The 26,482-nt window shown below is 69.0% G+C and carries 18 protein-coding genes; 8 read left to right on the forward strand and 10 right to left on the reverse strand.

The window, feature by feature from the left end; all coding sequences use genetic code 11:
* Positions 1–8: 8 nt before the first annotated feature.
* Positions 9–767: an SDR family oxidoreductase gene (locus tag DL990_RS38495; RefSeq protein WP_125801618.1), complete on the reverse strand. Its 759-nt coding sequence runs from the start codon at positions 765–767 to the stop codon at positions 9–11.
* 31 nt (positions 768–798) lie between these two features.
* Positions 799–1,695: an RNA polymerase sigma-70 factor gene (locus tag DL990_RS38500; protein ID WP_125787673.1), complete on the reverse strand. Its 897-nt coding sequence runs from the start codon at positions 1,693–1,695 to the stop codon at positions 799–801.
* A gap of 227 nt (positions 1,696–1,922) precedes the next feature.
* Between DL990_RS38500 and DL990_RS38505 the strand changes: the two genes are divergently transcribed.
* The gene (locus DL990_RS38505; RefSeq protein ID WP_233620697.1) at positions 1,923–4,640 is read left to right on the forward strand and encodes a M36 family metallopeptidase; all 2,718 of its coding nucleotides are present in this window, start codon (positions 1,923–1,925) and stop codon (positions 4,638–4,640) included.
* Positions 4,641–4,725: 85 nt separating this feature from the next.
* Here DL990_RS38505 and DL990_RS38510 read toward each other — a convergent pair whose 3' ends face one another.
* Positions 4,726–5,835, reverse strand: coding sequence for a serine hydrolase (locus DL990_RS38510; RefSeq protein WP_125801620.1), 1,110 nt, complete (start codon positions 5,833–5,835; stop codon positions 4,726–4,728).
* A gap of 210 nt (positions 5,836–6,045) precedes the next feature.
* On the opposite strand from DL990_RS38510, the gene DL990_RS38515 reads away from it, so the two are divergent.
* Positions 6,046–7,446 (forward strand): MFS transporter, encoded by a 1,401-nt coding sequence (locus tag DL990_RS38515; RefSeq protein WP_125801621.1) that lies wholly within the window; start codon positions 6,046–6,048, stop codon positions 7,444–7,446.
* Positions 7,447–7,536: 90 nt separating this feature from the next.
* Here DL990_RS38515 and DL990_RS38520 read toward each other — a convergent pair whose 3' ends face one another.
* Positions 7,537–11,829: a GH92 family glycosyl hydrolase gene (locus DL990_RS38520; RefSeq protein ID WP_125801622.1), complete on the reverse strand. Its 4,293-nt coding sequence runs from the start codon at positions 11,827–11,829 to the stop codon at positions 7,537–7,539.
* A 215-nt stretch (positions 11,830–12,044) separates the two neighbouring features.
* Here DL990_RS38520 and DL990_RS38525 point away from each other — a divergent pair, with 215 nt between their 5' ends.
* Positions 12,045–13,673 (forward strand): tannase/feruloyl esterase family alpha/beta hydrolase, encoded by a 1,629-nt coding sequence (locus DL990_RS38525; protein ID WP_125801669.1) that lies wholly within the window; start codon positions 12,045–12,047, stop codon positions 13,671–13,673.
* A gap of 171 nt (positions 13,674–13,844) precedes the next feature.
* Here the strand turns inward: DL990_RS38525 and DL990_RS38530 are convergent, their stop codons facing one another.
* The 4 genes from DL990_RS38530 to DL990_RS38545 all read right to left on the reverse strand — a co-directional run bounded on the left by DL990_RS38530 (position 13,845) and on the right by DL990_RS38545 (position 21,104).
* Positions 13,845–14,507, reverse strand: a complete 663-nt coding sequence (locus DL990_RS38530; protein WP_125801623.1) for an ABC transporter ATP-binding protein — start codon at positions 14,505–14,507, stop codon at positions 13,845–13,847.
* A complete protein-coding gene (locus DL990_RS38535) occupies positions 14,507–15,199 on the reverse strand; it encodes an ABC transporter ATP-binding protein (RefSeq protein ID WP_125801624.1) in 693 nt (230 codons plus the stop codon). The genes DL990_RS38530 and DL990_RS38535 overlap by 1 nt, the downstream gene beginning before the upstream one ends.
* Positions 15,192–17,768, reverse strand: coding sequence for an FtsX-like permease family protein (locus tag DL990_RS38540; protein WP_125801625.1), 2,577 nt, complete (start codon positions 17,766–17,768; stop codon positions 15,192–15,194). Before DL990_RS38540 ends, DL990_RS38535 begins: the two co-directional genes overlap by 8 nt.
* Before the next feature lie 147 nt (positions 17,769–17,915).
* Positions 17,916–21,104: a BTAD domain-containing putative transcriptional regulator gene (locus tag DL990_RS38545; RefSeq protein ID WP_125787665.1), complete on the reverse strand. Its 3,189-nt coding sequence runs from the start codon at positions 21,102–21,104 to the stop codon at positions 17,916–17,918.
* Positions 21,105–21,187: 83 nt separating this feature from the next.
* On the opposite strand from DL990_RS38545, the gene DL990_RS38550 reads away from it, so the two are divergent.
* Both DL990_RS38550 and DL990_RS38555 read left to right on the forward strand, forming a co-directional pair.
* Entirely contained in the window at positions 21,188–22,063 is an 876-nt protein-coding gene (locus tag DL990_RS38550) for an NAD(P)-dependent oxidoreductase (RefSeq protein WP_125801626.1), read from the forward strand.
* A gap of 10 nt (positions 22,064–22,073) precedes the next feature.
* A complete protein-coding gene (locus tag DL990_RS38555; protein WP_125787663.1) occupies positions 22,074–22,934 on the forward strand; it encodes an NAD(P)-dependent oxidoreductase in 861 nt (286 codons plus the stop codon).
* A gap of 74 nt (positions 22,935–23,008) precedes the next feature.
* Here DL990_RS38555 and DL990_RS38560 read toward each other — a convergent pair whose 3' ends face one another.
* Positions 23,009–23,908 carry a LysR family transcriptional regulator gene (locus DL990_RS38560; protein WP_125787662.1) on the reverse strand — a complete coding sequence of 300 codons (900 nt, stop codon included), beginning with the start codon at positions 23,906–23,908 and terminating at the stop codon, positions 23,009–23,011.
* A 79-nt stretch (positions 23,909–23,987) separates the two neighbouring features.
* Between DL990_RS38560 and DL990_RS38565 the strand changes: the two genes are divergently transcribed.
* Both DL990_RS38565 and DL990_RS38570 read left to right on the forward strand, forming a co-directional pair.
* Positions 23,988–24,890 carry an EamA family transporter gene (locus DL990_RS38565; protein ID WP_125801627.1) on the forward strand — a complete coding sequence of 301 codons (903 nt, stop codon included), beginning with the start codon at positions 23,988–23,990 and terminating at the stop codon, positions 24,888–24,890.
* Complete coding sequence (locus DL990_RS38570; RefSeq protein ID WP_125801628.1) at positions 24,887–25,507, forward strand: NAD(P)-dependent oxidoreductase; 621 nt, start codon at positions 24,887–24,889, stop codon at positions 25,505–25,507. Before DL990_RS38565 ends, DL990_RS38570 begins: the two co-directional genes overlap by 4 nt.
* 69 nt (positions 25,508–25,576) lie before the next feature.
* Here DL990_RS38570 and DL990_RS38575 read toward each other — a convergent pair whose 3' ends face one another.
* Positions 25,577–25,813, reverse strand: a complete 237-nt coding sequence (locus tag DL990_RS38575) for a hypothetical protein (RefSeq protein ID WP_034318480.1) — start codon at positions 25,811–25,813, stop codon at positions 25,577–25,579.
* Positions 25,814–25,874: 61 nt separating this feature from the next.
* Between DL990_RS38575 and DL990_RS38580 the strand changes: the two genes are divergently transcribed.
* The gene (locus DL990_RS38580; RefSeq protein ID WP_125801629.1) at positions 25,875–26,474 is read left to right on the forward strand and encodes a TetR/AcrR family transcriptional regulator; all 600 of its coding nucleotides are present in this window, start codon (positions 25,875–25,877) and stop codon (positions 26,472–26,474) included.
* Positions 26,475–26,482: the final 8 nt, after the last annotated feature.

Below are 26,482 nucleotides of genomic sequence, written 5' to 3' on the forward strand. Positions count from 1 at the left end.
GCAGAGGACTACACGCGTGAGGAGAGGAACTCCTCGAAGGTGCCCGCGCCGGTCGCGTTCTCCGGGGTCAGGTTGCCGCCCGCCCGGAACGCCCGCGCCGCCTTGCCAGGCAGCCACAGCGGCACGATCGGCTTCCGGCGCCCCACCGACCGCTGGTACGCCTCCGCCAGGTCACGGGCGCTCCGCACCTCGGGACCACCCATATCCGGCACCCTTCCCGACGGCACACCGGACGTCAGCTCGACCAGCCGGTCCGCGACGTCGCCGGTGCTGACCGGCTGGAACCGGAATCCCGACGGCATGAACGTCACCGGCAGCCGCCGCTGCGCCGACGACGCCCGCGCGACGAGCTCGTGGAACTGCGTCGCGCGCAGCACCGTCCACGGCAGACCGGACTCCTCGATCACCTTCTCCGAGGCCAGCTTCTCGTCGTAGTAGAAGAACCGGATCACGTCGATGCCGACGATCGAGATGTACACCAGATGCGGGCCGCCCGCGCGCCGCGCAGCCTCGACCAGGTTCCGGGTCACCAGCTCGTCCCCGCGACCCAGCGTCGACGCGCAATGGATGATCGCCGAGACACCGTCGACAGCCTCGGCGAGACCGGCACCGGTCTTCAGATCGCACCGCGCCCACTCGTTCGGTTCCGCCGCGGGACGCGGCCGCCGGCTCATGATCCGGACCGGCCGGTCTCCGGCGACCAGCCGCCGCACCACCTCACGGCCGAGGTCGCCGGTACCGCCGGTCACCAGAATCGGGTTCGTCACCTTGATCCTCCGTTCACGAGAGCTTCCACCCTCAAGAACCGGCCGGCCACCCGGAATGTGACAACTGCCCCGACAGGAACGTCAGTTTGTCCGGATTCCCGACCGCGCGGAGCCCCGAGATCCGGTCGTCCACCACCTCGAACCCGAGGACGCCGTACAGGACGTCACCGGCCGTCGCGACCACCGCCGGACCGCCGTTGACCTCGAGGATCTCGATCGACACCTGTCCGACGCCGGCGAACATCCCGGCGTACAACCGTGCGACCTTGGCCGCGCCGTGCACCGGACGCCGGGCGGCGGTGACGTTGCCGCCGCCGTCGGACCACGCCGTGACATCGGCGGTCAGCAAGCTCTCCAAAGCGGGCAGATCGCCGTCCCGCGCCGCCGACAGGAAGCTCTCGACGAGCTTCTCGAGGTGTCGCGGGTTCGGCGCCCGTCGCTCGTCCGACCGGTTCAAGGCCCGTCGCGCCCGGCTGTGCAGCTGGCGTGAGTTGACCTCGGACACGTCGAGGATCTCGGCGATCTCACGATGGCTGTATGCGAAAGCCTCCTTCAACACGAACACCGCCCGCTCGACCGGGCTGAGCTGTTCCAGCAACACCAGCATCGCCAGCGACACCGAATCCCGCTGCTCCGCCGTCTCCAGCGGACCGAGCGCGTCATCCGAGGTCAGGACCGGTTCGGGCAGCCACGGCCCGATATACCGCTCTCGCTGTGCCCTGGCCGAGGTCAGCCGGTTCAGGCAGAGGTTGGTGACCACTTTCGCCAGCCACGCCCGCGGCGACGCGATCGACCCGCGTTCGGCGCCCGCCCACTTCGGATAGGCGTCCTGAACGGCGTCTTCCGCCTCCGCCGCCGAACCGAGCAGGCGATAGGCGAGACCGAACATGGCAGGGCGCAGCCGCTCGAATTCTGTGGCGTTGTCCATCTTCCCCTACGAATCCCGCTGAATCCACTGTGGACGCCCAGGCGCGTGGGTCCCGCTCACCGGGAATTCCGTACCTGATCGGCGCTGACGTCGGCTGTGACTGTATCGGTACGAAGAGAACGTCTGCGTCACCACCGAGAGAGGGGTCTGGAGTGACGTCACGTTCGTCGCGTTCGCGTACCTCATTGTGCGCCGCGACCGCCATCACAGTATTAGCGCTGGTCACAGTGCCCCAAGCCGGAGCGGCACCGGCACCGGGCGCCGTGCACACCACACCGGACAGATCCGGAAAGGACATCGATGTCCGCGACACGGCGAGAACCAGCCCGCGCGTCCTCGGCGCGCACGACCGGCTCTCGGCGTCACGGGCGAATTCCGTCGCGAAGGCACGCGCGGAACTGGGCAACCAGGCCGTGCTCGACTTCGACGAGCTGACCGGCACACCCCGCGTCCTCGCTCGCACCGACGGGTTCCTCACCGGACCGAGCGGGAAATCACCCCGCGACATCGTGCTGAACTACCTGCGGGAGAAAGAAGGCCTCGTCGGTCTCAGCGCGGGAGACACCGCGAAGCTGAACCTGCGCAAGGACTACGTCGACGTCGAAGGCACCCATCACCTGTCGTTCACCCAGTCCGTCGGCGGGGTTCCGGTGTTCGGCAACGGCTTGAAAGCGCACGTGGCCAAGGACGGCAGGCTGATCCAGCTGGACGGGGCGCCCGTACGTGATCTTCCCGCGTCGCTGGGCGTGGCCACGCTGGCCGCCCCCGCACCGGACTCCGAAAAGGTCGCTTTCCTGACCGGCGACGGGCTCCGGCCCGCCTGGTACACGCTGGCCAAACCCGCCGTGGACAAGATGTTCCAGGAGGTGACCGACGCCGGCACCGGCAAGCTGCTCTACCGCAAGAACCTGGTGAACCACGCCAACGACGCCAACGACGCTGCCGGAGCCAAAGGCCTCGCCTGGGAAGCCCAGCCGGGCCCGCAGAAGCAGGTCGACCTGACCCAGAAGGGCTGGCTGCCCGCCGACGCCAAGACGCTGGACGGCAACGTCGCGCATGTCGCCGCCGACGTCAACGGCGACCTGAAGTTCCAGCCGCAGGAGGAGATCGGGCCGAACACCGACGGCACCTACCGCTACCGGTTCACCGACTTCACCGGCGTCGTCGGCCCGCCGTGCTCGACGGCGAGGCCGTGTTCCTGGGACCCGAAGACGCCGGGCTCGTGGGCGAAGAACCGCGAACAGAACGCCGTGCAGGCACTGGCCTACGTCGGGAGCTTCCACGACCACCTCGCCTCCTTCCCGATCGGCTTCACCCGCGAGGCGGGCAACTTCGAGAAGGTCGACGGCGACGCCGTCCAGGTCCACACCCTGCTGGGCGCGCAGGAACCGGGCTACTACGACAACGCGTTCATGGGCACCCCGCCGGACGGGCAGCCGCCGACGATGGGGATGTTCCTGTTCCACGACCCCCGGGACCCCACCGACCCGTTCCTCGCGGCGAACTCCGCCGACGACGCCACGATCATCCACCACGAGTACGGCCACGGCCTGTCCAACCGGCTGGTCGTCGACGCGCAGGGCAACTCCACGCTGAACTCCTTCCAGTCCGGGGCGATGGGTGAGGCTTGGAGCGACTGGTACGCCTTCGACTACCTCGTCGGGCGTAACGCGATCAAGGACACCTCGGCGCCCGGTGAACTCCTCGGCGGCGACTACGTGAGCAACGGCGTCCCCCTCGCCCGCACCCAGCCGCTGGACTGCCCGGTCGGCGCCGGTGCGCCACAGTGTCCCGGTACACCAGGGGCGGGGCCCGGCGGTTACACCTACGGCGACCTCGGCCGGATCGTCGGCTTCCCGGAGGTGCACGCCGACGGTGAGGTCTGGGCGAGCGCGCTGTGGGATCTCCGCTCCGCGCTCGGTGTGCAGCTGACGCGGGCGCTGGTCACCCGCGCGATGGAGCTTTCGCCCGCGTCGCCGTCGTTCCTCGACATGCGGAACGCGATCCTGCAGGCCGACACGGTGATCAACGGCGGCCGCGCACACGCCGAACTGTGGAAGACCTTCGCCGCGCGCGGCATGGGCTACTTCGCCGCGTCGATCACCGGCGCCGACACCGCACCGGCCGAGGACTTCTCCACTCCGCCGCCCGCCGGTACCCCGACCGGGACCGTGACCGGCAAGGTCACCGAACGCGAAAGCGGCGCCCCGATCGGCGGCGTCGCCGTCCGGTTCAGCGGGCACGACTCCGGATTCGGCGGCTCGCTGTCCGCGGTCACCGACACCGGCGGCGGCTACACCATCTCCGGCGTGCTCCCCGGTACCTATCCGAAGGTCTACGCCTCCGGAGGCGGCGCCGACAGCGAGACCCGCGCGGTCTCGGTGCGGTCGGGGACCACCAAGGTCGACTGGTCACTGCGGTTCAACTGGGCCTCCACCGACGCGGGTGCCGGTGTCACCGCGTTCAACGGCGAGGACTTCACGCCGTACGGCTGCGGTCCCGGTGACCTGGTGAAGTCGTCGGTGCTCGGCGGTGGTGGCTGGTCGACCGACAAGGTCGTCCGGGCCGACGGCACCGTCGAGACGCGATTCGTCACGATCAAACTCGGCAAACCGGTCAATGTCAGCGCCATCGAGATCGACCCGTCCAATGTCTGCGGCGACGACCCGCCCGCCGCGGCCAAGGACGTCACCGTCGAGACCTCGGTGGACGGCACGACGTGGGTGAAGGCGGGCACCGGCGACTTCGAACCCGCCGACCTGAACAAGCTCACCGCGCTCCAGCTCGCGCCGGGCAGCGCGACCGGGGTGCTGTTCGTGCGGCTGACCGTTTCGTCCAACCAGCTGTCGTTCTACCCGGGCAGGGCCTGCTCGCCGCAGCCCACGACGGCAGGCTGCCTGTACATGGACGTGCAGAAACTGGCGGTGCGGGGCGCTCCCGCCTGACACGCCCCGAGCGTGGAGGATTCAAGACGTTGAGCGTCCTGAATCCTCCACGCTCGACCCACTGCAGGCACTACCCCGGAAGACCTCAGCAGAAGACTTCGTCGAGCAGCTTGAGCAGCGCCGGGTTGGGGTCGCCCCCGGTCGGCGCGCTCGTGGCCGAGAGCTCCAGCCGCTTCTTGGTGTCCGGTGTGGTCAGCAGCTGCGAGGAGTAGCCGGGGATGCCGCCGCCATGTCCCCACACCTTGCTGCCGCACGGCAGGGTTTGCACCTGAAGGCCGAGGCCGTACTCGGGGCTGACCGTGGTGGTCTTGCTGAGCTCCCGCTGTTGCGCGGGCTTGAGCAGCTTGCCGCTCGCGAGCGCCACGACGAACGTGTCCAGATCACGCGTGGTGGAGATGATCTCGCCGGCGGCCCACGCGACCGACGGGTTGATGCGGGTGACGTCGTTCGGCTTGCCCGCCACGGTCACGTAACCGTGGGCGTGCGGGCCCCTGATCTCGACGTTGTCGCCAGGGACCTCGGTGCCGTCGAGGTGCAACGGCTTCAGGATCCTCTGCTCGACCGCCTTCCCGTACGGCTTGCCGGTCAGCTTCTCCACCAGCAGACCCGCGACCACGTAGTTGGTGTTGGAGTAGCTCCACCGGGTGCCGGGGTCGAAGTCGAGTGGCTTGTCGGTGGCGATCTTGAGCAGCTGCTCTGGCGCCCAGTGTTTGTAGCGGATCTGCTCGAATTCGTCCGGGTCGAGCGGTAACGCGCTGGTGTAGTTGTAGAGGCCGCTCGTGTGCTGCAGGACCTGGCGGACCGTGATGCGGCCGTCGATCCGGCCGGGCAGGTAACGGACGACCGGCGCGTCCAGGTCGAGCTTGCCTTCGCCCGCGATCTGCAACAGCACTGTCGACACGAACGTCTTGGTGATGCTGCCGACGCGGAACCGGCCGTTCTCCGGCACCGGGCGATTCGAACCCAACTCCGCCTTACCCGAGCGAGCGGTGAACCGCTGGACGCCGTCGGTCACCCTGGCCTGCACGCCGAGCGCTCCGTTCACGGTGATCTGGTCCAGTGCCTCCTGCACGACCGCGCGGTCGGCGCTGGTGTCGGCGAGCGCGGTACCCGTGGTGGCGATCAACCCGGCGACGGTGAGCGCGGCCACGAGCCGGGTTCTCAGCAAAGGCCGCGACGATTTTCTTTGCACCATAAGAAAAATCTCCCCTGTAAGCGCGAATGCTCTCCCCAGCCGACGCTAGCGTCCGGCGCTCCTTACCCGCAGTAGCGGGAAACACATCCCACTCGAACAGAGCAGCGATGGTAAGATCACGGTATCGGGGTAGAAATGTGCTGTCCGATCGGCACACGCACACGCGGTATCGAATGAACCGTCACTCCTTCCTAGTGAAGGAGTTTTTCTTTGCGTACCCACGTTCAAAGCCGGTCCTTGGTCGAAGCGTGGCCGGCGCTGGCCGGGCTCTCGGCCGTATTCCTGTTCGAGATGCTCGACAACTCGATCCTCAACGTCGCGTTGCCGACCATCGGCCGCGAACTCTCCGCCTCGACGACCACCCTGCAATGGGTGACCGGCGTGTATTCCGTCGTGTTCGGCGGGCTGATGCCTGCCTTCGGTGCGCTGGCCGACCGGATCGGACGGCGCAAGGTCATGCTCGCCGGGCTCGTACTGCTCGGCGTGGCGAGCCTGGCCACGATGTTCGTCACCGTCGCGTGGCAGCTCATCGCCGTCCGGGCCGTCATGGGTGTCGCGGCCGCGATGACGACACCGGGATCGCTCGCCCTCGTGTTCCGCCTGTTCGACGACGACGTGTTGCGCGTTCGCGCGACCACACTGATCTCGACCGTGGGCCTGGTCGGCCTCGCCATCGGCCCCACCGCCGGTGGCCTCGTGCTCGGTTTCGCGCCGTGGCAAGCATTGCTGCTGGTGAACGTGCCCGTCGCGGCGCTCGCGTTCCTCGGCATCCGGGCGGGTATCCCGGTAGATGACCCCGCCGGCCTGCACCGCGATCCGTTCGACCTCGCCGGCGCCGCGCTGGGGACCACGACGATCATCCTCACTCTTCTCGCTCCCACGTTCTTCGTCGAAGCCGGCACCGCCTCCGCGCCGCCCTGGGGCGTCGCCGCGGCCGCGCTCGTCACCGGAACCTGCTTCGTCTTCCGCCAGAAGACCGCACGGCATCCACTGCTGGATCTGAAGCTCATCGCCCGGCCACTCGTCTCCAGCGGCCTGGCGCTCAAAGCCGCGGCCGGACTCGCGACCGCCGGCCTCAGCTACCTCGTGACGCTGCACCTGCAGTTCGGTCTCGGCTGGGCGCCCGCCCAAGCGGCGATCGGGATGCTGCCCCAGGTCGTCGTGCTGATCGCCGGCGGCACCCTCGTCACCCCGCTGATCACCCGCGTCGGGCTCACCAAGGCCGCTTGGCTCAGCGCCTGCGCGGTCGTGTGCGGGCTCGCCGTCTACACCGCGTTCGGCGGGCTCGGCTACGTCTGGATCGCCGTCGCTCTCGCCCTCGTCGCGGCGGGTATGCGCGTGGTCGGTGTCGTGGCGGGCACCAACGTGATGCGTGGCCTGCCGTCGAACCGGACCGCCGTCGGAGCCGCACTCGTCGACACCGCCGGCGAGGTCACCATCGGGATCGGCATCGCGCTCAGCGGCACCATCCTGGCGCTGGTCTTCCCCGGTGCGCTGACGACGGCTCAGCAATCGGCCGACTTCCAGCACGCGATCACCTACGCCGGTCTCGCACTCACCCTGCTTTCCGCGGCTCTCGTCGGCTTCGGCATCCTCCGCGGCCGCAAGTAGATGACGAATTGCGACACGCCCTAAGTACGTGAAGGCCCCCTTCACGGCGCTAGACGCAATGAAGGGGGCCTTCACGTACTTACCGGAGGACTACAGCTTCGCGCACTGCCCGGCGGCCGGGCCGCGGACGGTGTTCTGCAGGTCGTAGTCCGTCGGAGCGGGGGAGTTGGCCGCGCACGCCAGAGGTCCGCCGACCGTGCTCGCGGTCAGCACCGGCCCCTTGTTGCCCGTCAACGCCACCGGCCCGCCGATCTCGGTCAGTTCGATCGAGACCGGACCGGTCGCCCCGGAGATCGCCACCGGACCGTTCACCTTGGTCCGGTCCAGCACGATCTGCGCCGCACCGTTCGCGGTCAGCGGACCGGAGATCGTCCCGCCGCGGACGATCAGGCTCGCGCCCGCCGCCACCGACACCGGACCGGACACCGTCGCACCGTCCACACAGGTCACCCCGTCCCGCACGATCAGCGGACCCTTGCGCTCGCCCGTGATCGTCTGCGTGCACGCCGCGTCGGGTTTGCCCAGCACCTCGAACTCCGACAGCGACGCCTCCCCGCCCGTGGTCGCGGTGACCTCGAGCCGGTAGTGGGCGTAGTGCGCCGGGTTCGCGATCTTGAACGCCCTGGTCTGCTGACGCCACGAGAACTTCTGGTCGGTCCGCTGATCCGCGACCGCCCACGTCTTCCCGTCGTAGGAACCCTTCAGCACCCAGCTCTTCGCGTCACCCGCGCCCTTGCCCGAAGTCAGCGTGTAGAACGAACCCGCCTCATTCGTCGAGGGCACCTGATACTGGATCGGCGCCTTCACCTTCGCCTCGGTCCGCGACGTGTTGTCGAAGAACGCAGCGTCCCCACCGGAGACCGGCTTGGTCAGATCGTGCACCGGCGTCGGCACCGCGTCGCCCTTGGTGATCGACTTCGGCGCGTCGTCCGGGCCGGTACCCCACGACGACGGGTTCGGGCCCATGTCGAAGTCGAGCGTCCCGCCTCCTCCGATCGCCGAATGCGCCAGCGACGTCGAGGTCTGCGGCTTGCCGTTCACCTTCAGGCCCTGCACGTAGACGTTCTTAGCGCTGTTCTTCGGTGCGTTGACCACGATCTTCTTGCCGCCCGGCAGGTTCACGGTCGCCTTGGTGAACAGCGGCGAGCCGATCGCGTAGTCCGAGCTGCCGACCTGCAGCGGGTAGAAGCCCAGCATGCCGAACAGCCACCACGCCGACTGCTCACCGTTGTCCTCGTCACCGCCGTAGCCCTGGCCCAGCTCACTGCCGACATACAGCCGGGACAGCGCTTCGCGGACCTTCGCCTGCGTCTTCGACGGCTGCCCCGCGTAGTCGTACATGTAGAGCGTGTGGTGCGCGGCCTGGTTGGAATGCGCGTACATGCCCATCCGCACGTCCCGCGCCTCGGTCATCTCGTGGATGACCCCGGGGTAGGTGCCGAACTTGAGCCCCTGTTCGGGTTTGGCGAAGAACTCGTCCAATTTGGACGCCAGCCCCGCCTTGCCGCCGTAGAGGTTCGCCAGGCCCTGCCCGTCCTGCGGGACCGAGAACCGCATGCCGTACGCGTTGGTCTCGGTGTAGTCGATACCCCAGACCTCCGGGTCGAACTCCTCCTTGCTCCGGGTGAACTTGCCCGCCGCGTCACGGCCCTGGAAGAAGCCGACACTCGGGTCGAACACGTTCACGTACTGCGTGGCCCGCTCGGTGAAGTACCCGTAGTTGTCCAAGTACTCCTGCTTGCGCGGGTCGTTCGCCGGAGCCTCGTCGTAGAGCTTCTTCGACATGTTCGCGATCGCGTTGTCGTTGACGTAGCCCTCGATCGCCCACGAGAACCCGTGGTCCGCGGTGTTCGGCGCGTACCCGAGGAACGTGCCCTCGTCGATGCCCTTGCGGCCGACCGCGCCGTTCGGCGGGGTCACCGTGGCGTTCTTGATCGCCGAGTCGTAGGCCGACTGGACGTCGAAACCCTTGACTCCCTTGAGATAAGCGTCCGCGAAGGCAGCGTCCGAACTCGTCCCGGTCATCAGATCCGCGTAACCGGGGGAGGACCAGCGCGAGATCCAGCCACCGTCGCGGTACTGCTGCACGAAACCGTCCACCAGCTTGCCGGTGGTCTCCGGGCTGAGCAGCGAGTACGCCGACCACACCGTGCGATAGGTGTCCCAGAACCCGTTGTTGACGAAGAACTCGCCGTCGACCAGTTTCGCCCCGGTCTGCGTCGGAGTGTCCTGGCCGGTCTTCGGCGACACCGGGCTCGCGTACTTCTTCACCGGTTTCTCGACCGTGCCGACGTTCTCGAAGCCCGAGTTCGGGTACAGGAACAGGCGGTACAGGTTGGAGTACAGCGTGATCAGCTGATCCTTCGACGCGCCCTCGACCTCGACGACCTTGAGCTTCTCGTCCCACGCCTTCTGCGCGGTGTCGGCGACCGACTCGAGCGTCGCGTTCGGGGCGAGCTCCTGCTCCATGTTCTTCTTCGCCTGATCGACGCTGATCAGCGAGGTCGCGATCCGCATGTTCACCGTCTTGTCGGCACCCGCGTCGAACTTCAGATAGCCGAGGACGTTGTCCCGCTTCTGGTCACCCGAACCGGTCGACAACTTCGAGCCGGCGGTCACCGGCTTGTCGAAGGTGGCGTAGACGAACATCCGGGTCGCACCGGCGGACAGCCCGCTCTTCACGTCGCTGTACCCGGTGATCGCCCGGCCTGCCGGGTCGAGGGTGAGCCCGCCGTTGTTGTTGACGTTGTCGAAGATCAGGTTCGAGTCCGCGCCGGGGAACTTGAAGCGGTACAGCGCCGCGTGATCGGTCGGCGCCACCTCGGTCTTGATCCCGTTCTCGAAGTCGACGCCGTAGTAGTGCGCCCGCGCGGTCTCGTTCGAGTGCTTGAACGGCAGCTTCCGCGCCTCACGGTCGGGATTCGGCACCCCGGACGCGGTCGAGGGCAGGAACTGGAAGGTCTGCCGGTCCGCCATCCACGGACTCGGCGCGTGGCTCGCGGAGAACGCCTGCAGCGCCGGGAGGTTCTGCTCGTTGTTGCGCGAGTGATAGGAGTACATCCAGCTCAACGTGCCCGCGTCGGTCGTCGGGATCCAGAAGTTGAACCCGTGCGGCACGGCGGTCGCGGGCATGTTGTTGCCCCGCGAGAACGACCCGTTCGACAGCGAGCCGCGCGTGGTCAGCACGTTGTCGGACGGGCGAAGGCTCGCCGGCGGCGTCGGCGTCGCCGAGACCTTGATGTCGTCCAGCCAGCCCTGCAGCGAACCCGGCCCGTCGGCGTTGTCGTAGCCGACCAGGACCCGGTCGATCGTCTTGCCCTTCGCGACCACGCCGATCTGCGAGCGCACCAGATTCCACTGGTTGGTGTAGAGCACCTTGCTCGCGCCCTGGCCCTGCGGCGAGAGCCCGAAACCGTACTGGTCGACCGCGCCGAGCTGGCTCAGGTACGTGCCGTCGGTGAATGCCAGGTCCACCGCGACGTTCGTGCTCGGGTACTTGAGGTCGCCGCGGATGAACTCCGGCTGCACCTTGTACGACAGCTCCGAGGTCGCCGCCACCGGGATGTCGACGTCGAAGATCTTGTTGTACGACCAGCCGTGCCCCTGCGCCTTGTGGCTGCCGGAGTAGCGGAACGCCCGCAGGCCGGTGAAGCCCACCCGGTTCTTGCTGGTGTAGCCGCTGCCCGGACCGCTGTCGGCGAAGCTGCGCATGTTCGGCAGCGCCGGCGGGGCCGGGTCCTCGTTGGCCAGCAGCAGCTCCGAAAGCTGCATGATCGGGCCGCCGTTGTTCTTGGTGACATCGAGCCGGAAGTACTTGTACGCGGCACTCCCGGCCGCGAGGCGGTACTCCTTCGTCTGGAACGGCTCGCTGAACTTCTGCCCGGTCTGCTTGTCCAGCTCGGTCCAGGTCCGGCCGTCGGCGGAACCCTGCAGCGTCCAGTCCTGCGGGTTGCGGTTGTCGAAGTCGTTCGCCGAGGACAGCGCGTACCGCGTGATCGACGTCGGCTCGGACAGCGTGACCTGCGCCCAGCCGGTCGGCGTCCAGGCCAGCCACTTGGTGTCGGTCGAGCCGTCGACGAGGTTCGAAACCCCCTCGTTGGGGGTGTTCTCGCTGTTGGCGGAGGTCTCGGTGACCTTGCCGCGGATGTCACCGGGGATGGTGGTGGCGTTCGCGCCGTCGACGCCGAAGGCCTTCGGCTTGCCCGACGGGTCGATGTCGACGGTGTCGCTCCACGTCGGCTCCGGTTCACCCGGCTCGAACGAGGAGTAGAAGTCCGGTGGGGCCTCTTCGGCCGCGGCGGTGGCGGGGAGGGCTACCAGCCCGGACGCCACGACCGTGGCACTCAGAAGGCTGCAGACCCAAGGTCTGACGCTTCGGGGCATCGTTGCACCAATGCTTTCTCGCAGGGGGACCGGTGACGCCAAGAGAGAAAAACTCGGTTGTGACATCGATGTCAAGACACCCGGACAAACCTGACCCGAAGTGGACAACCCGGATGTCTCCAAACCTGGTGGACAACGGACGGGAGCGGGGCCAGGGTGAATGAGCCAACTGAAGCCGATCCGGAAACTGGGGTGGGGAAATGCGGCGGTTGTCCATGCTCGGCGTGGCAGCGCTCGTCACGGCGGGCTCGATACTCACGGCTCCGGCGGCCACCGCCGGCGAAACGACCTTCCGCCCGGTGCGCACCTGCGCCGATCTCGTGCGGACCTACGACCTTCCCGGCGCGGTCACGCACGTCGAGACCGCGACCGTGGCGACGGCGACGGCGACCGAACCGGAGAACTGCGACGTCCGCGGCTACGTCGAACCGGCGGTGCGGTTCCAGCTCCGGCTGCCGACCAAGACCTACGCGGGCCGGTACCTGCAGTTCGGCTGCGGCGGGTTCTGCGGGGCGGTCAACACGCCGCCGTTCGCCGACTGCGGCCTCCCGCACGGCGGTGACGTCGCGGTCGCGGCCACCGACGACGGTCATGTCGGCAAGACCCCTTCGGTGGTCGACGACGGCAAGTGGGCCGAGAACGACCAGGCCGCCCGTGACGACTTCGCATTCCGTGCGCCGCACGTGGTCTCGAAGGCGTCCAAGCGACTGATCGCGGCGTTCTACGGCGCTCCGCCGAAGAAGTCCTACTTCAGCGGCTGCTCCGACGGCGGCCGCGAGGCGCTCCTGCTGGCCCAGCGCTACCCTCACGACTTCGACGGCATCGTCGCCGGCGCGCCCGCCGGATACTGGGGCCCGCTGCTCGGCGTCTACCAGACCTGGCTCGCGAAGGCGAACACCGGCGCCGACGGCAAGCCGATCCTGACCGCCGACAAACTCCCGGCCCTGCACGCCGCCGCACTGTCCACATGCGACAAGTCCGACGGCCTCGGCGACGGTGCCATCGACGACCCGCGCACCTGCCGCTTCGACCCGGCCACCATCGCCTGCCCGCCGGGCACCGACAACGCAGGCTGCCTCACCGCGGCACAGGTCCAGGCGACCAAGAAGATCTACGCGCCGCCGACCGACGAACGCGGCCGCAAGCTGTACCCGGGCGGCCAGACCGTCGGCTCCGAGCTCTCCTGGTACGGCTGGATCATCCCGTCACCGGAAACCGGCGGCGTCCCCTTCGCACAGGCGCTCGCCGACAACTACCTGAAGTACATGGCCTACCCGATCGGGACACCGCATTCGTCCGTCGAGAAATTCGCCTTCACCGCACGCGAATTCGACCGGCTGACCCCGGAAGGCATCCGCTCCAACGCGATGTCGACGGACCTGCGCGAATTCCGCCGTGCGGGCGGGAAACTCGTGATCTGGCACGGCTGGGCCGACCAGGCGATCCCCGCCGCGGGCAGCATCGACTACTACCAGCGGCTCACCCGCGCCAACGGCGGCCCCGCGGCGACGCAGAGCTGGGCGCGGCTGTTCATGGTGCCCGGCCTGTACCACTGCGCGACCGGCGACAAACTGACCGAGTACGACCCGCTGAAGGAACTGGTGTCCTGGGTCGAACGCGGCACCGCACCGGACCGCACCATCGCCACCGGCCGCGACGCGGACGGCAAGGTCTTCCGCACCCGGCCGGTGTTCCCGTACCCGCTGCAGGCCAAGTACGACGGCACCGGAAGCGTCGACGACGCCGCGAACTTCGTGCCGGTCCCGCCATCGCGGCCTTCGCAGGACATCGTGCACTGGGCCGGGAACGACCTGTACGGGAAGGCGGGTCCTGTCGCTCCTTAGCAGTCCCAGCAGCCGCGAAGGCAGCGCGTGAAGGCCCCCTTCCCTCGGCTGAGCCGAGGAAAGGGGGCCATCATGTACTTGGGGTGGGCACCTAGAGAGAACTCGCCAGAGCGACTCACAACCTCCCGAGGAAACGCTCACCGGTCCGGCACGACACCGCTCAATAACCGGTCAGGAAAGAACGCCGTCCAGCAGGCGGACCCGCCGGTCCGCGATCCGGTGCACGTCGTCGTCGTGCGTCGCCACGATGACCGCGGCGCCCTCCTCGGCGCATCGCCGCAGCAGCCGCAGCACCCGCGGCGTGCTCCCGGCGTCCAGATGCGCTGTGGGTTCGTCGGTGAGCAGGACCCGCGGCCGCCCGCTGACCGCCCTGGCGAGCGCGACCCGCTGCTGCTGCCCGAACGAGACCTCGAGCGGGTAGCGGTCGCCGAGTTCACCGATCCCGAGTTCCTCCAGCAGTCCCGAAACCCGCGCGTGGATGTCCTTCGCGCTGGGTTTGGGGACGTCGGAGCGGAGCCGCAAGGGCAGCGCCACGTTCTCCGCGATCGTCAGTTCGTTCGCGAGGCCGAGTGCTTGCGGCAGGACGGCGCACGTATGCCACGGCGGCGCGCCCGCTATCGGGATGCCGTCCAGCAGGACACTGCCGGAATCAGGCGAGTCGAAGCCGCACAGCAGCGCCAGCAGCGCGCTCTTGCCGGAACCGGACCGGCCGGAGACGGTGACCAGTTCGCCCGCGGCCACGCGCAGTTCGAGCCCGCGCAGGACTTCGACGTCGCCGCTGGGATGGGGGAACCGGCGGCGTAACCCGACGGCCTCGAGGGCGGGTTCCGCCATCACGGCACGACCTCCCGTTCTTCGACTTTTTCCAGTCTGCCCTTGTGCATCCGGGCGACCCGGCTGCCGAGTTCGATGAGCCGGTCGTCGTGCGAGGCGACGATGACGGCGAAATCCTGGCCCGCCAGGTACTTCAGGGTGTCGAGCACCCGGTCGGCGGACCCTTCGTCCAATTGGGACGTCGGCTCGTCGGCGAGGACGACGGTGGAGCGGCGAGCCAGGGTGCAGCCGAACGCGAGCCGCTGCTGCTGCCCGCCCGACAGTGCCGAGATCCGCCAGCTGCCGGTCCCGCCGAGACCGAGCTGATCGAGGATGTCGTCGGGCAGGCATTCGGTCCCCGCCGACTCCGCCGCCGCGCGGAGATTGTCGGCGACGTTCAGGTACGCGAGCAGGTTGTCGGTCGGGTTCTGGAACACCAGGCCGAGGTGGTTTCGCCGTAGCGCTCGCCGTTCGCGATGCCGAAGCTTGCCGGTTTCGGTGCCCTGGAAGGAGATCGTGCCCCGCACGGGCTGCTCGAACAGGCCGAGCGTCCGCAGCAGGGTGGACTTGCCGGAGCCGGACGGCCCCGCCAGCACGGTGATCCCGCGCGCGGGGATGTCGATGGTGACGTCGTCGACACCGGTGACGGTGCCCGCCGGGGTCTGGTAGTCGACGCCGATCCCGCGCAGCCGGAAGATGGGTTTCTCAGGCACGGATCAACTCCGCGGTCCGGGCGGTGCGCACCGAGCGCATCGCGATCCAGCCCGCCAGCGCCACGACGAGCACACCGACGGCGAGAACGGTCAAAGCGAGCGGGGTCGGGTCCGGCAGCGCCGACTGCGGCGGGAGAAAGGTCGCCGGATCGAAGCGTGGCACCGAAAGCCCCGCGACCGACACACCGCAGACGACACCGATGACCACGGCGAGCCCGCTGAGCGCGCCCAGTTCCATCAGATGACTCGCCAGCAGGGCACGCGGCCGCATCCCCATCCGCAGCACCAGCGCCCCGGCCAGCGCGTTCTGGCGTCGGCGGACTTCGACCGCGACCAGCAGCGACAGCACCGCCACCACCCCGAGCACGGCACCGAGCAGGGCCATGAACGAGAACGTCCAGGACACGACGTAGAACGGGAGCGCGTCGAGTGCGGACTCACGGGTGACGCGGTTGACCGCCGTCGCCACCCCCACGGAGCTCAGCGCCTCGGTCACCTGGGTCATCGACGAGCTGGACAGCACGCTCCACTTGGGCACGCCGCGCAGCTGCGTGGCGCCGAGCGAATCCCGGGAGATCACGTACCCGGCCTTGGTGCCGATGATCGGGAACATCGGCAGTTCGCCGATCTCCCTGGCGTCCCCGAGGCCGGCGGGCAGCGCGGTCTTCCGGGCGGCGTCGCTGCCGAGCCTGATCGCCGGGACACCGGCGCCGGCGCTGGACAGGCCACTCAGCAACCGGTCGACCTCGGCGCCGTCGAGCGGGCCGAGCGTGGCGGCGCGCCGGAACGTCCGCGGGTCCACGACCAGCACGACATTGCCGGTGCCGGTCAGTTCGCCGACGATCGTGGTGCTGTCGGCGACCGAGGCAGGCAGCCGGACCTGTCCGGTGCCGACGACGCTTTCGGTGTCGACCCTCGTCTCCGCCCCGACGAAAATGGCCGACTTCGTTTGCAGCGCCTCTTCCTGGCCGCGGGCGATACCGATCCCGGTCGCCAGTGTCCCGATCGCCAGCGTGCCGATCACGAGCACGCCGGTAACCGGCGCGCGGGCGCTGGCGAGCCGTCGGATGGCCAGTTGCAGCGCCGGCCGGGACCACAGCCGCGCGCGATGCGACGCGTGCAAGGCGAGCCAGGCCAGCCGTGCGGCGACGAGCCCGACGGTGAGCACGACGAACACCGGGTACGTGAGCGCCAGCGGGTCGACCTGGGGGAGCGGGTTGCCGATCCGGGATCCCTTGCTGTAGTCGACCAGCCGGTTCCAGCCGAGCAGGGCGACCCCGGCGGTGAGCAGTTCCCACGGGAAGAACGCCAGGAACTTCACCCGCCGGCGACCTCCCGAGCGGACGCGGCCGAGTTCGAACTCCCGATGGGTGCGGAGCGCGATCACCCCGGCGAGCAGCGCGAGCGAAACGAGCAGAATCGCGGCCGCGACGAGCGACCCCCACACCATCGCCCCGTCGTCCAGTTCACCTGGTGGTCCGTACACCCCGAGCAACAGCCGTGCGAGGACCCCGCCCGCGGCTCCACCGGCGACGATGGGGAGCCCGAGTTCGGCGACCGCGAGCAGGCCCAACGCACCCGGGCCGCTGCCCCGGGCGGACAGCAACCTCAGCTGCGGGTGCCGCCGCTGGTACCACTGCAACGCGACGGTGCCGATCCCCGCGCAGCCGACCAGGATGCTGATGGCCGCCAGCGGCAGGATCGAGATCAGGACATTCGATTCGGCCTGGTTGCTGATCTCCACCGAACGCTCGAACGGCAGCGAGCCGACGATCGCGTCACCGAGGCCTCGGGCACCCAGATCCGCCTTGACCGCGGCAATGAGGGCCTTCGAACGTTCCTGCAGGTCTTCGGCCTCGCTCACGGTCTTGGGAGGAGCCTCGTAGAACGACAGGTGCAGCGTCTTGATCACCGGGATGCCCAGTGCGCGGACCGTGTCGTCGAAGGTCTTCCCGTCGGTGGCGAACATGACCGAGTCGAGCGGGTCGTTGGCGAGCCTGCTGACGACGGCGTTCCGCTGCTGCGAGCACCACCAGCGCGGCGCCGGGTCGGCGAGGTCGCGGTACAACCCGGTCACCGGGGGCAACGGGGTGCCGCGGACGCTCGGCGTGGTCCCGGTTTTGATCCCTTCGGCCCCGGCCACGACGGTGCCGAGCCAGAATCCGGCGCCCGCCGACCCGTCCGTCAGGTCGAGATGGCCGGGAAGAGCCTGATCCCGGTGGGCGAGAACGACCTTGTAGTTCGGGTCGCCGTTGAACTCGGTGCCGGTGAGGTACGGCGTGTACCGGGAGGTGACCGGCGCGGCGAAACCGTGCGCCGGAGCGTTGCGGCGGACCGAGTCGACGACCTGCGGAGCGACCGCGGCGGGGACGGTGTCCTTGCTGAAGACGGGACCGTAGTAGTCCGGGCACGCGATGCCGGACTGGTACGTCACCGCGGCACCGCCCGCGGCCGAAGCCTGCAGGATGGCGGCGGTGCCGAGGAAACAGGCGAGTAAGGCGGTCACCGCGGCGATGATCAAAGTCAGAGGACTGGTCAGTGCCGCCCTCGGAGCCGCTCGCCACGGCATTGTCACCCTGGGCCCGCCGGGAGCCCCCCACCTCACCCGCATGGCTACGCACGCTACCGGTCGGGGGGCTTTGGCGACAGAAAGAAATCACCGTTTGTTGCTGACGTGAAGTAAGGCCTGGTCCATTGTGGTGATACGGGTGCGCGCCTACTGACTGTCCGTCACCAACTGATCGATCGGTGTCCGCTCACCCACCGCGTTCTCCGCCGAGAATGCGGTTTCTCCGAGCGCCGCCATCACGACGCCGGTGATCCTGTCGACGTCGCCACGTTCCCCCTTCGGCAGGGGAGCGCCCACCGATCGCCGCGAAGCCGCCGCGGCACCCAGCAGCCGCGCGGCCGCGCGATACGAGCCGGCTGCTGCCTCCGCCCCGGCCAGACCTTCCAGACCGAGGGCGATCGCACGGGGATCCTCGCTGTGACGGGCGATCACGAGGCCGTCCAGCTGGAGCCGCTTCGCCTTCGCCGTGTCTCCGCGTTGCTCGGCGATGAACCCGAGCTCGGCGAGGATGAGCGTGCTGCCCGCTTCGGACTCCACGCGGCGATGCCAGTCCAGTACGGACAGCAGGCGCTGTTCGGCCTCCTCGAACAGCCCCTGACGTCGCTCGCCGAGTGCGAGCCCTGTCTCGGCATAGACCTCGCCGGGTTTGAAACTGTGTTCGACGGCCAACGTCCTGGCCCGCTCATGGAACTCCTTCGCCCCTTCGAAGTCGCCCGTGAGCAGTGCCGTCCGGCCCAGCCATGACAGGTTGTAGGCGACCTCCGGCCACAGCTCGAGTTCCTCCGCGCGGCGAAGGCTTTCCCGATGGACACGGGCGGCGTGGTCGTAATTCCCGGCTATCGACGCCAGCACACCGACGACGAACGACGCTTGAAGCCAGCCCCAGCGTTCGCCGAGCCCATCGAAGACCCCAGCGCTCTGAGCGGCGATCCGGCCGGCGCCGGTGAGGTCCCCACCGGCGATCAGATGGGTTGCCCTGTCGCTCAGCGCGGCCGCGGCGCTCCAGTCTTCGCCAATGTCGCGGGCGGTTTCCAGCGCGCCGAGGGTGAGCTTCTCCGCCCGGCACAGGTCGCCGATCGTGGACCACGCGTAGCCGAGGAACCACAGCGTCCGTGCCCGCGCGACAGAATCGGCGATGCCCCACACGGTGTCCTCCGCCGCGCCCTCGGTGCAGGTGCCGTCGAGGACGGCGATGCCGGTGCACCAGCCGAGAGCCTGCGCGTACTCGTCGCCGGTGTCGATCTTCGTGTCGAGTACCAGGTTCAGCGAGCGACGGGCCTCGCTGAGCCGTCCACGGAGGAACCAGAACCAGGTCGTCGCGTTCACGAGCCGCAACGCGAGCCGGTGTTCTCCCAGCCTCAGCAGCGTTTCCAGCGCACGCCGGGTGTTGGCGCCCTCGGCGTCCAGCCTGTCGAGCCAGCGCCGCTGCTCCTTCCCACGCAGCCCCGTGTCACCGCGTTCGGCCAGTTCGACGTGGAAACGGGCATGCCGTAAGGACAGTTCGTCGAGTTCGCCCGCCCGTTCGGCGTGTTCCAAGGCGTACGCCGAAACGGACTCCAGCAGCCGGAACCGCGGTTCGCCGGATCTGCCCGGCCTGCTGACCACGAGCGACCTGTCGACGAGCCGGGACACCAGGTCCATGACGTCGGCGGCGGCGATTCCGCCGCCCGAGCAAACCGACTCGGCCGCGTCGAGCCCGCAGCCTTCGGCGTGGACGGCGAGCCTGCGCAGCACGATCTGCTCGGGCTCGCTCAGCAGGCTCCAGCTCCAGTCGATCATCGCGCGGAGCGTCTGCTGGCGGCGCGGCCCGCCCCGCCTGCCCGAGGACAGCAGGCCGAACCGGTCGTCGAGGCGGGCGAGGAGTTCGTGCACACCGAGCGTCCGGACCCGGGTGGCGGCGAGTTCGAGCGCCAGCGGGATGCCGTCGAGCGTGCGGCAGATGCGGGTGACGACGGCCGCGTTCTCGGCGTCCAGCGTGAACCCCGGAGCGGCCGCCGCGGCACGGGCGGTGAACAGCCGGACGGCGCTCGATTCCCGCACGGCGGCGAAATCCGCCTGCTCGGGCAGTTCGAGCGGCGGCACCGCCCAGACGTTCTCGCCGGGCAATCCGAGCGGTTCCTGGCTGGTGGCGAGCACACGCAGCCGCGGCGCCGCCGCGAGCAGCCGTTCCACCAGCGCCGCGACCGGTTCGACGACCTGTTCGCAGTTGTCGAGGACTAGCAGGATTTCCTTGTCTCGCAAGGCATCGGCCAGCGACTGCGTAACCGACTTCGCCGACGTGGCCTCCTCGCGGAGGTCCAGCACGGCCGCCAGGACGACGGCGACGAGGTCTTCGGGCGGGCACGTCGGGCACTCGACGTTGTCCAGGCCCGCGAGCTCGACGAGCCAGGTGCCGTCGGCCATCGCGTGCTTCGAGGCGGCCTCGATGGCGAGCCTGGTCTTTCCCACGCCACCGGGACCGGTGAGGGTGACCAGCCGCGTGTCGGTGACGAGCGCGCCGACCTCCTTGACCGCCGTGGTGCGGCCGATCAGTTCGGTGAGTGACTCCGGCAGGTTCCCGCGCACCGGCTCGGCGGCGCGGACGGGTTCGAGGTCCGGACTGCGGGTGAGGATCGCCTGGTGGAGGGCCGCGAGGTCCGGTCCCGGTTCGAGACCGGACTCGTCACGCAGACGAGCCCGGAGCTCGGCGTAGGACTCCAGCGCTTCGCTGTGCCGCCCGGCGGCGTACAAGGTGCGCATCAGCAGGCCGCGGAGCCGCTCGCGCAACGGATGCCGCGACACCAGGGCCGCCAGTTCCCCGGTCAGGAGGCCGTGTTCGCCGAGCGTGAGCCGGGCTTCGGCTCTGTCCTCTTCGGCGAGCAGCCTTTCCTCCTCCAGCCGCTGTGCCGCGGCCACGGCGAAGAGTTCGTCCTCGAATCCGGCATACGCGTGGCCTCGCCACAAGGCCAGCGCGTCCGCCAGCAGCGCGGCACGCGCGCGCGGATCGACGGTGTCACGCGCGCGGGCGGTGAGCGCGCGGAACCGGTGGACGTCCAGGTCACCGGCCTCGACGGCAAGGACGTACCCGGTCGGTTGATGCGTCACGATCTCCCTGGCACCCGGCTCGGCCCGATCCAGCGTGCGGCGCAGCTGGGAGACCTTGGTCTGCAGTGTGTTGCCCGGATTGCCCGGCGGATGCTCGCCCCACAGATCGTCCGTCAACGACGACACCGACGCCGCCCTGCCTTCCCTGCTGAGCAGCGCGGCGAGCAGGAGGCGGACCTTGGCCTCGGGCACGACGACGGGCTCGCCCGCGGTCGTCCACGCGGCGAGCGGTCCCAGTACTCCGAAACGCACGAAACCGACGTTAGCGCGGACCACCGACAAGACCGTGCGTGGACCCGCAGCGTTCCGTGCGCGGGCGGCGTCACGGTGGTCCCATGAGCGAACACGGCAAGACCCCGGTGACGGTACTGGGGCTGGGCGCGATGGGAACCGCGCTCGTAGAGGCATTACTGGCCGAGGGACATCCGGTCACCGCGTGGAACCGGACCACGAGCCGCGCCGAGGCGGTGGCGGCGAAGGGAGCTTCAGTCGCTTCGACCATCTCGGAGGCTCTCGCGGCGAACAACATCGTGATCGCCTGCCTGCTCGACTACGACTCGGTGCACGAGGTCCTGGACCCGGTCGCGGCCGGGCTCGCGGGACGGCAGCTGATCAACCTGACCAACGGCACCCCCGGCCAGGCACGCGAAATGGCCGCCTGGGCCGAAGACCTGGGCGCGGAGTACCTGGACGGCGGGATCATGGCGGTCCCGCCGATGATCGGCACTCCCGCGGCGTTCATCTTCTACAGCGGATCGGGCACCGTCTTCGGCCATGCTCGCACCGCGCTCGACACCTTCGGCGGCGTCAACTACCTCGGCGCCGACCCCGGGCTGGCACCACTGCACGACATCGCGCTGCTCAGCGGGATGTACGGGTACTTCATCGGCGTCATCCAGGCGTACGCGCTCGTCGGCTCGGCGGGGGTCAAGGCGCGTGAATTCGCGCCGCTGCTCCGCGGCTGGATCGACGCGATGAGCGGCTTCCTGGAGCGCGCGGCCGAACAGATCGACGACGGCGACTACCTGACCGACGTCGTGTCGAACATCGGGATGCAGGCCGCCGCCTACCCCAACCTGGCGCAGGCGGCGGAGGACCAGGGCATCAGCGCCGAGTTGCTCACGCCGCTCCAGCCGCTGATGGACAAACGAGTCGCCGACGGACACGGCACCGAAGACCTCATCGGCGTCATCGAACTCCTCAAGAAGTAAGGAAAACACAATGATCACACTGATCGGGCTCGGCCCGATGGGACAGGCCATGGTCCGCGTACTCCTGGAGAACGGCCACGGAGTGACCGTCTGGAACCGCACCGCCGCCCGTGCGGACGACCTCGTCGCCGCGGGTGCCGTGCGAGCCGGGACACCGGCGGAAGCGGTGGCGGCGTCGGAACTGGTGCTGCTGAGTCTCACCGACTACGCGGCGATGTACGACATCCTCGGCAAGGCCGAAGACGCCTTGGCGGGCAAGGTGATCGTCAACCTCAGCTCGGACACCCCGGAGAAGACCCGCGAAGCAGCCGACTGGGTCAAGGCCCGCGGCGGGCAGTTCCTCGCGGGTGGCGTCATGGTGCCGGCCCCGCTGGTGGGCAAGGAGGAGGCGTACGTCTTCTACAGCGGTCCCACCGACGTGTTCGAGAAGTACCGGGAGATCCTGGCGCTGATCGGGCGGCCGGACTTCCTCGGCGAAGACGTCCGGCTGGCGCAGCTGTTCTACCAGGCGCAGCTGGACATCTTCCTGAACGCGCTTTCGGTGTTCCTGCACGCGACCGCGCTCATCCGCTCGGCCGGGGTGCCGATCGCGAAGTTCCTCCCGTACGCCAAGGAGAACTTCGCGATGATGGGCTTCTACCTGGAAGCCGCCGCGGAGCAGGTCGAGAAGGGCGAGCACCCTGGCGACGAAGCCAACGTGACGATGATGGGCGCGTCCGCCGACCACATCGTGCAGGCCAGCCGGGACGCCGGGATCGACGTCGTCCTGCCGGAGGCGATCAAGTCGCACTACGACCGGGCGATCGCCGCGGGACACGGGCGCAGCTCGTGGACCAGCCTTTACGAGATCATCAAGGAAGGGCGCGAGTAGTCGCCTGACTCACGGCGCGCATCGCCGGTCCGTGAAGGCCTCCTTGAGGGACTCTGGGTCCCTCAAGGAGGCCTTCACGGAACGACCCGTTCGACACCGTTGGCCTGCGCCACGCCCAGTACGTCCAGGAATGCTTTCGCGGCCGGAGTGACCGTGGAGCGGTTCCAGACGAGGTGCTCGATCCGCGCGGGCGCGTCCCGCACCGGCACGGTGACGACGTCGGTCAGGCTCGGCACGTACTTCGACGGCAGCAGCGCCACACCCAGTCCCTGATGGATGAGCCGCGCCATGAAATCGGCGGCCGTCACCTCGAAGGCCACCTCCCGCGTGATCCCCGCCGCGGCGAAGGCCTGATCCGTCTGGGCCCGTCCCGCCGATCCGGCGGGGAAATCGACGAAGACCTCGGTCGAAAGCCGCTTCAGGTCCACTTCGGACTCGACGGCGAGAGGATGCCCCGGCGCCACCACGGCGATGAGGTCGTCGCGGCCCAGTTCGCAGGTGGCCACGCCTTGGGGCCGGTCGGACACCGGGAGGCCGAGGAACGCGACCTCGATCGCCCCGTCCCTGATCTGCTCCACCAACTTTTCGCTCGCCCCGACCCGCAGTCCGATCCGGACGTGGGGATACCGGCCGCGGAAGGTGTGCAGCGCCGCCGGGACGTCGACCGCCGCGACGGTCGGGATGACGCCGACGGTGAGTCGTCCGCGGATCTCGCCGACGGCCGCGGCGACCTCCGAACCGGCCCGTTCGGCGGCCTCGAGACATTGCCGGGCAGCGGGCAGGAAAGCTTCGCCCGCTGCGGTCAGCCGCACTCGGCGGCTCGTGCGCTCGAACAGCCGCGCGCCGAGTTCACGCTCCAGCCGCGCGATCTGGTGACTCAGCGCCGACTGCACGACCAGACAGCGTTCCGCGGCGCGCGTGAAGCTGTTCGTCTCCGCCACCGCCAGGACGTAGCGCATCTGCTGAAGCTCCATGGATCCATCTTGAATCACGATGGATCAAGTGACAAACATGTGTTGGACTCATTGATCGTCGGCGTCGAAGCTGAGAAGCGTGAAAACGCTGACGACCACACCCCTCGCCGCCGGTCTCGCCGGTACCGCGCTGACCGCCTTCGCTCCCATGGTCTGGGGAACGACCTACGTGGTCACCACCGAACTCCTCCCGCCAGGACATCCGCTGTTCGCCGGACTCATGCGCGCCCTGCCCGCGGGACTGATCGCGCTCGCCATCACCCGCACCCTCCCGCGCGGCACATGGTGGCTGAAGGCCGCGGCGCTCGGCGTCCTCAACATCGGGATGTTCTTCCCGCTGCTGTTCGTCGCCGCCGAACGGCTGCCCGGCGGGGTCGCCGCCACCCTCGGCGCCGCTCAGCCGCTCCTCGTCGCGATCCTCGCCGTGGCGGTGCTGCGGCAGAGCCCGTCCGCGTGGCGGTTCGCCTGGGGGATCGTCGGAATCGTCGGTGTCGGCCTGGTCGTGATCGGCCCCGCCGCGGGTTTCGACCTCGTCGGGGTCATCGCCGGACTCGGTGGCGCCGGCACCATGGCGCTCGGCGTCACCCTCACCAAACGATGGGGACGCCCGGCCGACGTCGGGCCGACCGCGTTCGCCTCGTGGCAGCTCACCGCGGGCGGGTTGTTCCTGCTGCCGGTGACCTTCCTGTTCGAAGGCGCCCCGCCCGCCATCGACCTGGACGCGGCTCTCGGTTACCTCTGGCTCGGCCTGATCGGCGGCCTGCTCGCCTACGTCCTGTGGTTCCGCGGCATCACGTCCCTGCCGGTCACGTCGGTCGCGGTCCTCGGCCTGCTCTCGCCGATGGTCGCCGCGGTGCTCGGTGCCGTGCTGCTCGCTCAGTCGCTCGGCCCGGTCCAGCTCGCCGGTTTCGCCCTCGCCCTTGCCTCGATCGTGGCCGGCCAGATCACCCCGAAGACCAAGATGGAAGGCATCGTCCGATGAAGATCGCCGTTGTCGGAGCGTCGGGAATGGCAGGCTCCCGGATCGTCACCGAGGCCGTTTCGCGCGGACACCACGTCACAGCCGTCTTTCGCCGCACTGCACCGGAATCCCCGCATCCGGACGTCGACGTCGTACGCGGCGACGTCACCGACGTCAGCCACATGAGCGCGGTTTTCGGGGGAGTCGACGCCGTCGTGGGCGCGACGAGACCCGCGCCCGGCACGGAAGACGCCGTCGCCGCCACGGTCACGGCCCTGCTCGACGCCGCGGCGGGCAGGCGTGTCCTGGTCGTCGGCGGCGCCGGACCGTTGCGGTCGCCGTCCGGCGGGCTGGTGATCGACGATCCGGCGTTCGTGCCGCCGGCGTGGCGGACCATCGCCTCGGCCAGCCTGAGTCAGCTCCTGGCCTGCGAGGCCCACACGGGCGATTGGGTGTACCTCAGTCCGCCCGCGATGCTGGAGCCCGGTGTCCGGACCGGGGCCTATCGGCGGGGCACGACGACCATCGTCACCGCGGAGGACGGTTCGTCCGGGATCTCGGCGGAGGACCTCGCCGTCGCCGTCGTGGACGAACTCGAGAATCCGGGCCAGGACCGGCATTTCACCGTCGGCTACTGAGGTTGTTGAGGGGTAAGGCACCCGACCGGAGAGCGCGCGACCCATAAGCCACATTTGCCTTACCCCAGGTTAGAGCCGCCACTTCAGCTCGGGCGGGTCTCCGGGCGATGGCGTCTCCGGGCTCCGTTCGGCCTCGATCTGGATCTCGATGTTGGTCTTGTGCGAGATCGGGTCCCAGATCTCCTCGATCGGCGCCAACAGCGACTGGCTGACGCCCGCCCGTCGGGCACGTGCCGCGTACCAAGCGAATCCGGCCAGGAAGAGGGGAAGGCTGAGAAACGCGGCCACGGGTGCCAGGAACTCCATGCACCGGACGATACAGTAACATCGTGTATCCAGAAACGTTCTGTTACTGAATTGGCGGGCGATGACCAGGCTGACGCGGGTCGAACAGCAGCGGCGCACCCACGAACACTTGCTGGAGGCCGGTCGGCAGGTCTTCCTGCGGCGCGGCTTCCTGGCGGCGACGGTCGAGGAGATCGCGGCCGACGCCGGGTACACCCGAGGTGCCGTCTACAAGCACTTCGGCGGCAAGGAAGGGCTGTGGCTGGCGATCATCGAAGCCGGCGCGGAAAGTCACCTCGCGGAGCTGCGGAGAACCCTCGCCCTCGCCACCGGCCGGGACGACGTGATCGCGGCACTGGCTCCTGTCGACGTGGTGGACAAGGATGCCGCCAAATGGAGCGCTGCGGCCGCGGAAGTGCTCGCCGCGACGGCACAGCAGCCCGAAACCGCCGCCCTTGTCGCCGCCATCCAGCAGCGCCACGACGATGAGGTCGTCGCTCTGCTCGTCGAACACGCGAAACGACTCCGCCTCGAACCCGCCCTGCCACTCCATGAGGCCGTCGTGATGCTGGGCGCCCTGGGCATCGGGCTCGCCCTGCGTCAGGCGGTCGCGCCCGCGGCCGACCCCGCCGCCATCCTCACCCACGTGCTGGACTCGGTGTTCTCTCCCGAGGCGACGTGAGAAACTCC

The sequence above is a fragment of the Amycolatopsis sp. WAC 01416 genome (assembly GCF_003947485.1).
GTDB lineage: Bacteria > Actinomycetota > Actinomycetes > Mycobacteriales > Pseudonocardiaceae > Amycolatopsis.

What these genes read in the sequence shown, in the direction of transcription:
- DL990_RS38520 (WP_125801622.1), bottom strand. Translation starts at nt 11,829, where the DNA reads ATGCCCCGAAGCGTCAGACCTTGGGTCTGCAGCCTTCTGAGTGCCACG.
- DL990_RS38525 (WP_125801669.1), top strand. Translation starts at nt 12,045, where the DNA reads ATGCTCGGCGTGGCAGCGCTCGTCACGGCGGGCTCGATACTCACGGCT.
- DL990_RS38575 (WP_034318480.1), bottom strand. Translation starts at nt 25,813, where the DNA reads ATGGAGTTCCTGGCACCCGTGGCCGCGTTTCTCAGCCTTCCCCTCTTC.
- DL990_RS38500 (WP_125787673.1), bottom strand. Translation starts at nt 1,695, where the DNA reads ATGGACAACGCCACAGAATTCGAGCGGCTGCGCCCTGCCATGTTCGGT.
- DL990_RS38530 (WP_125801623.1), bottom strand. Translation starts at nt 14,507, where the DNA reads ATGGCGGAACCCGCCCTCGAGGCCGTCGGGTTACGCCGCCGGTTCCCC.
- DL990_RS38540 (WP_125801625.1), bottom strand. Translation starts at nt 17,768, where the DNA reads ATGCCGTGGCGAGCGGCTCCGAGGGCGGCACTGACCAGTCCTCTGACT.
- DL990_RS38560 (WP_125787662.1), bottom strand. Translation starts at nt 23,908, where the DNA reads ATGGAGCTTCAGCAGATGCGCTACGTCCTGGCGGTGGCGGAGACGAAC.
- DL990_RS38510 (WP_125801620.1), bottom strand. Translation starts at nt 5,835, where the DNA reads ATGGTGCAAAGAAAATCGTCGCGGCCTTTGCTGAGAACCCGGCTCGTG.
- DL990_RS38550 (WP_125801626.1), top strand. Translation starts at nt 21,188, where the DNA reads ATGAGCGAACACGGCAAGACCCCGGTGACGGTACTGGGGCTGGGCGCG.
- DL990_RS38570 (WP_125801628.1), top strand. Translation starts at nt 24,887, where the DNA reads ATGAAGATCGCCGTTGTCGGAGCGTCGGGAATGGCAGGCTCCCGGATC.
- DL990_RS38580 (WP_125801629.1), top strand. Translation starts at nt 25,875, where the DNA reads ATGACCAGGCTGACGCGGGTCGAACAGCAGCGGCGCACCCACGAACAC.
- DL990_RS38555 (WP_125787663.1), top strand. Translation starts at nt 22,074, where the DNA reads ATGATCACACTGATCGGGCTCGGCCCGATGGGACAGGCCATGGTCCGC.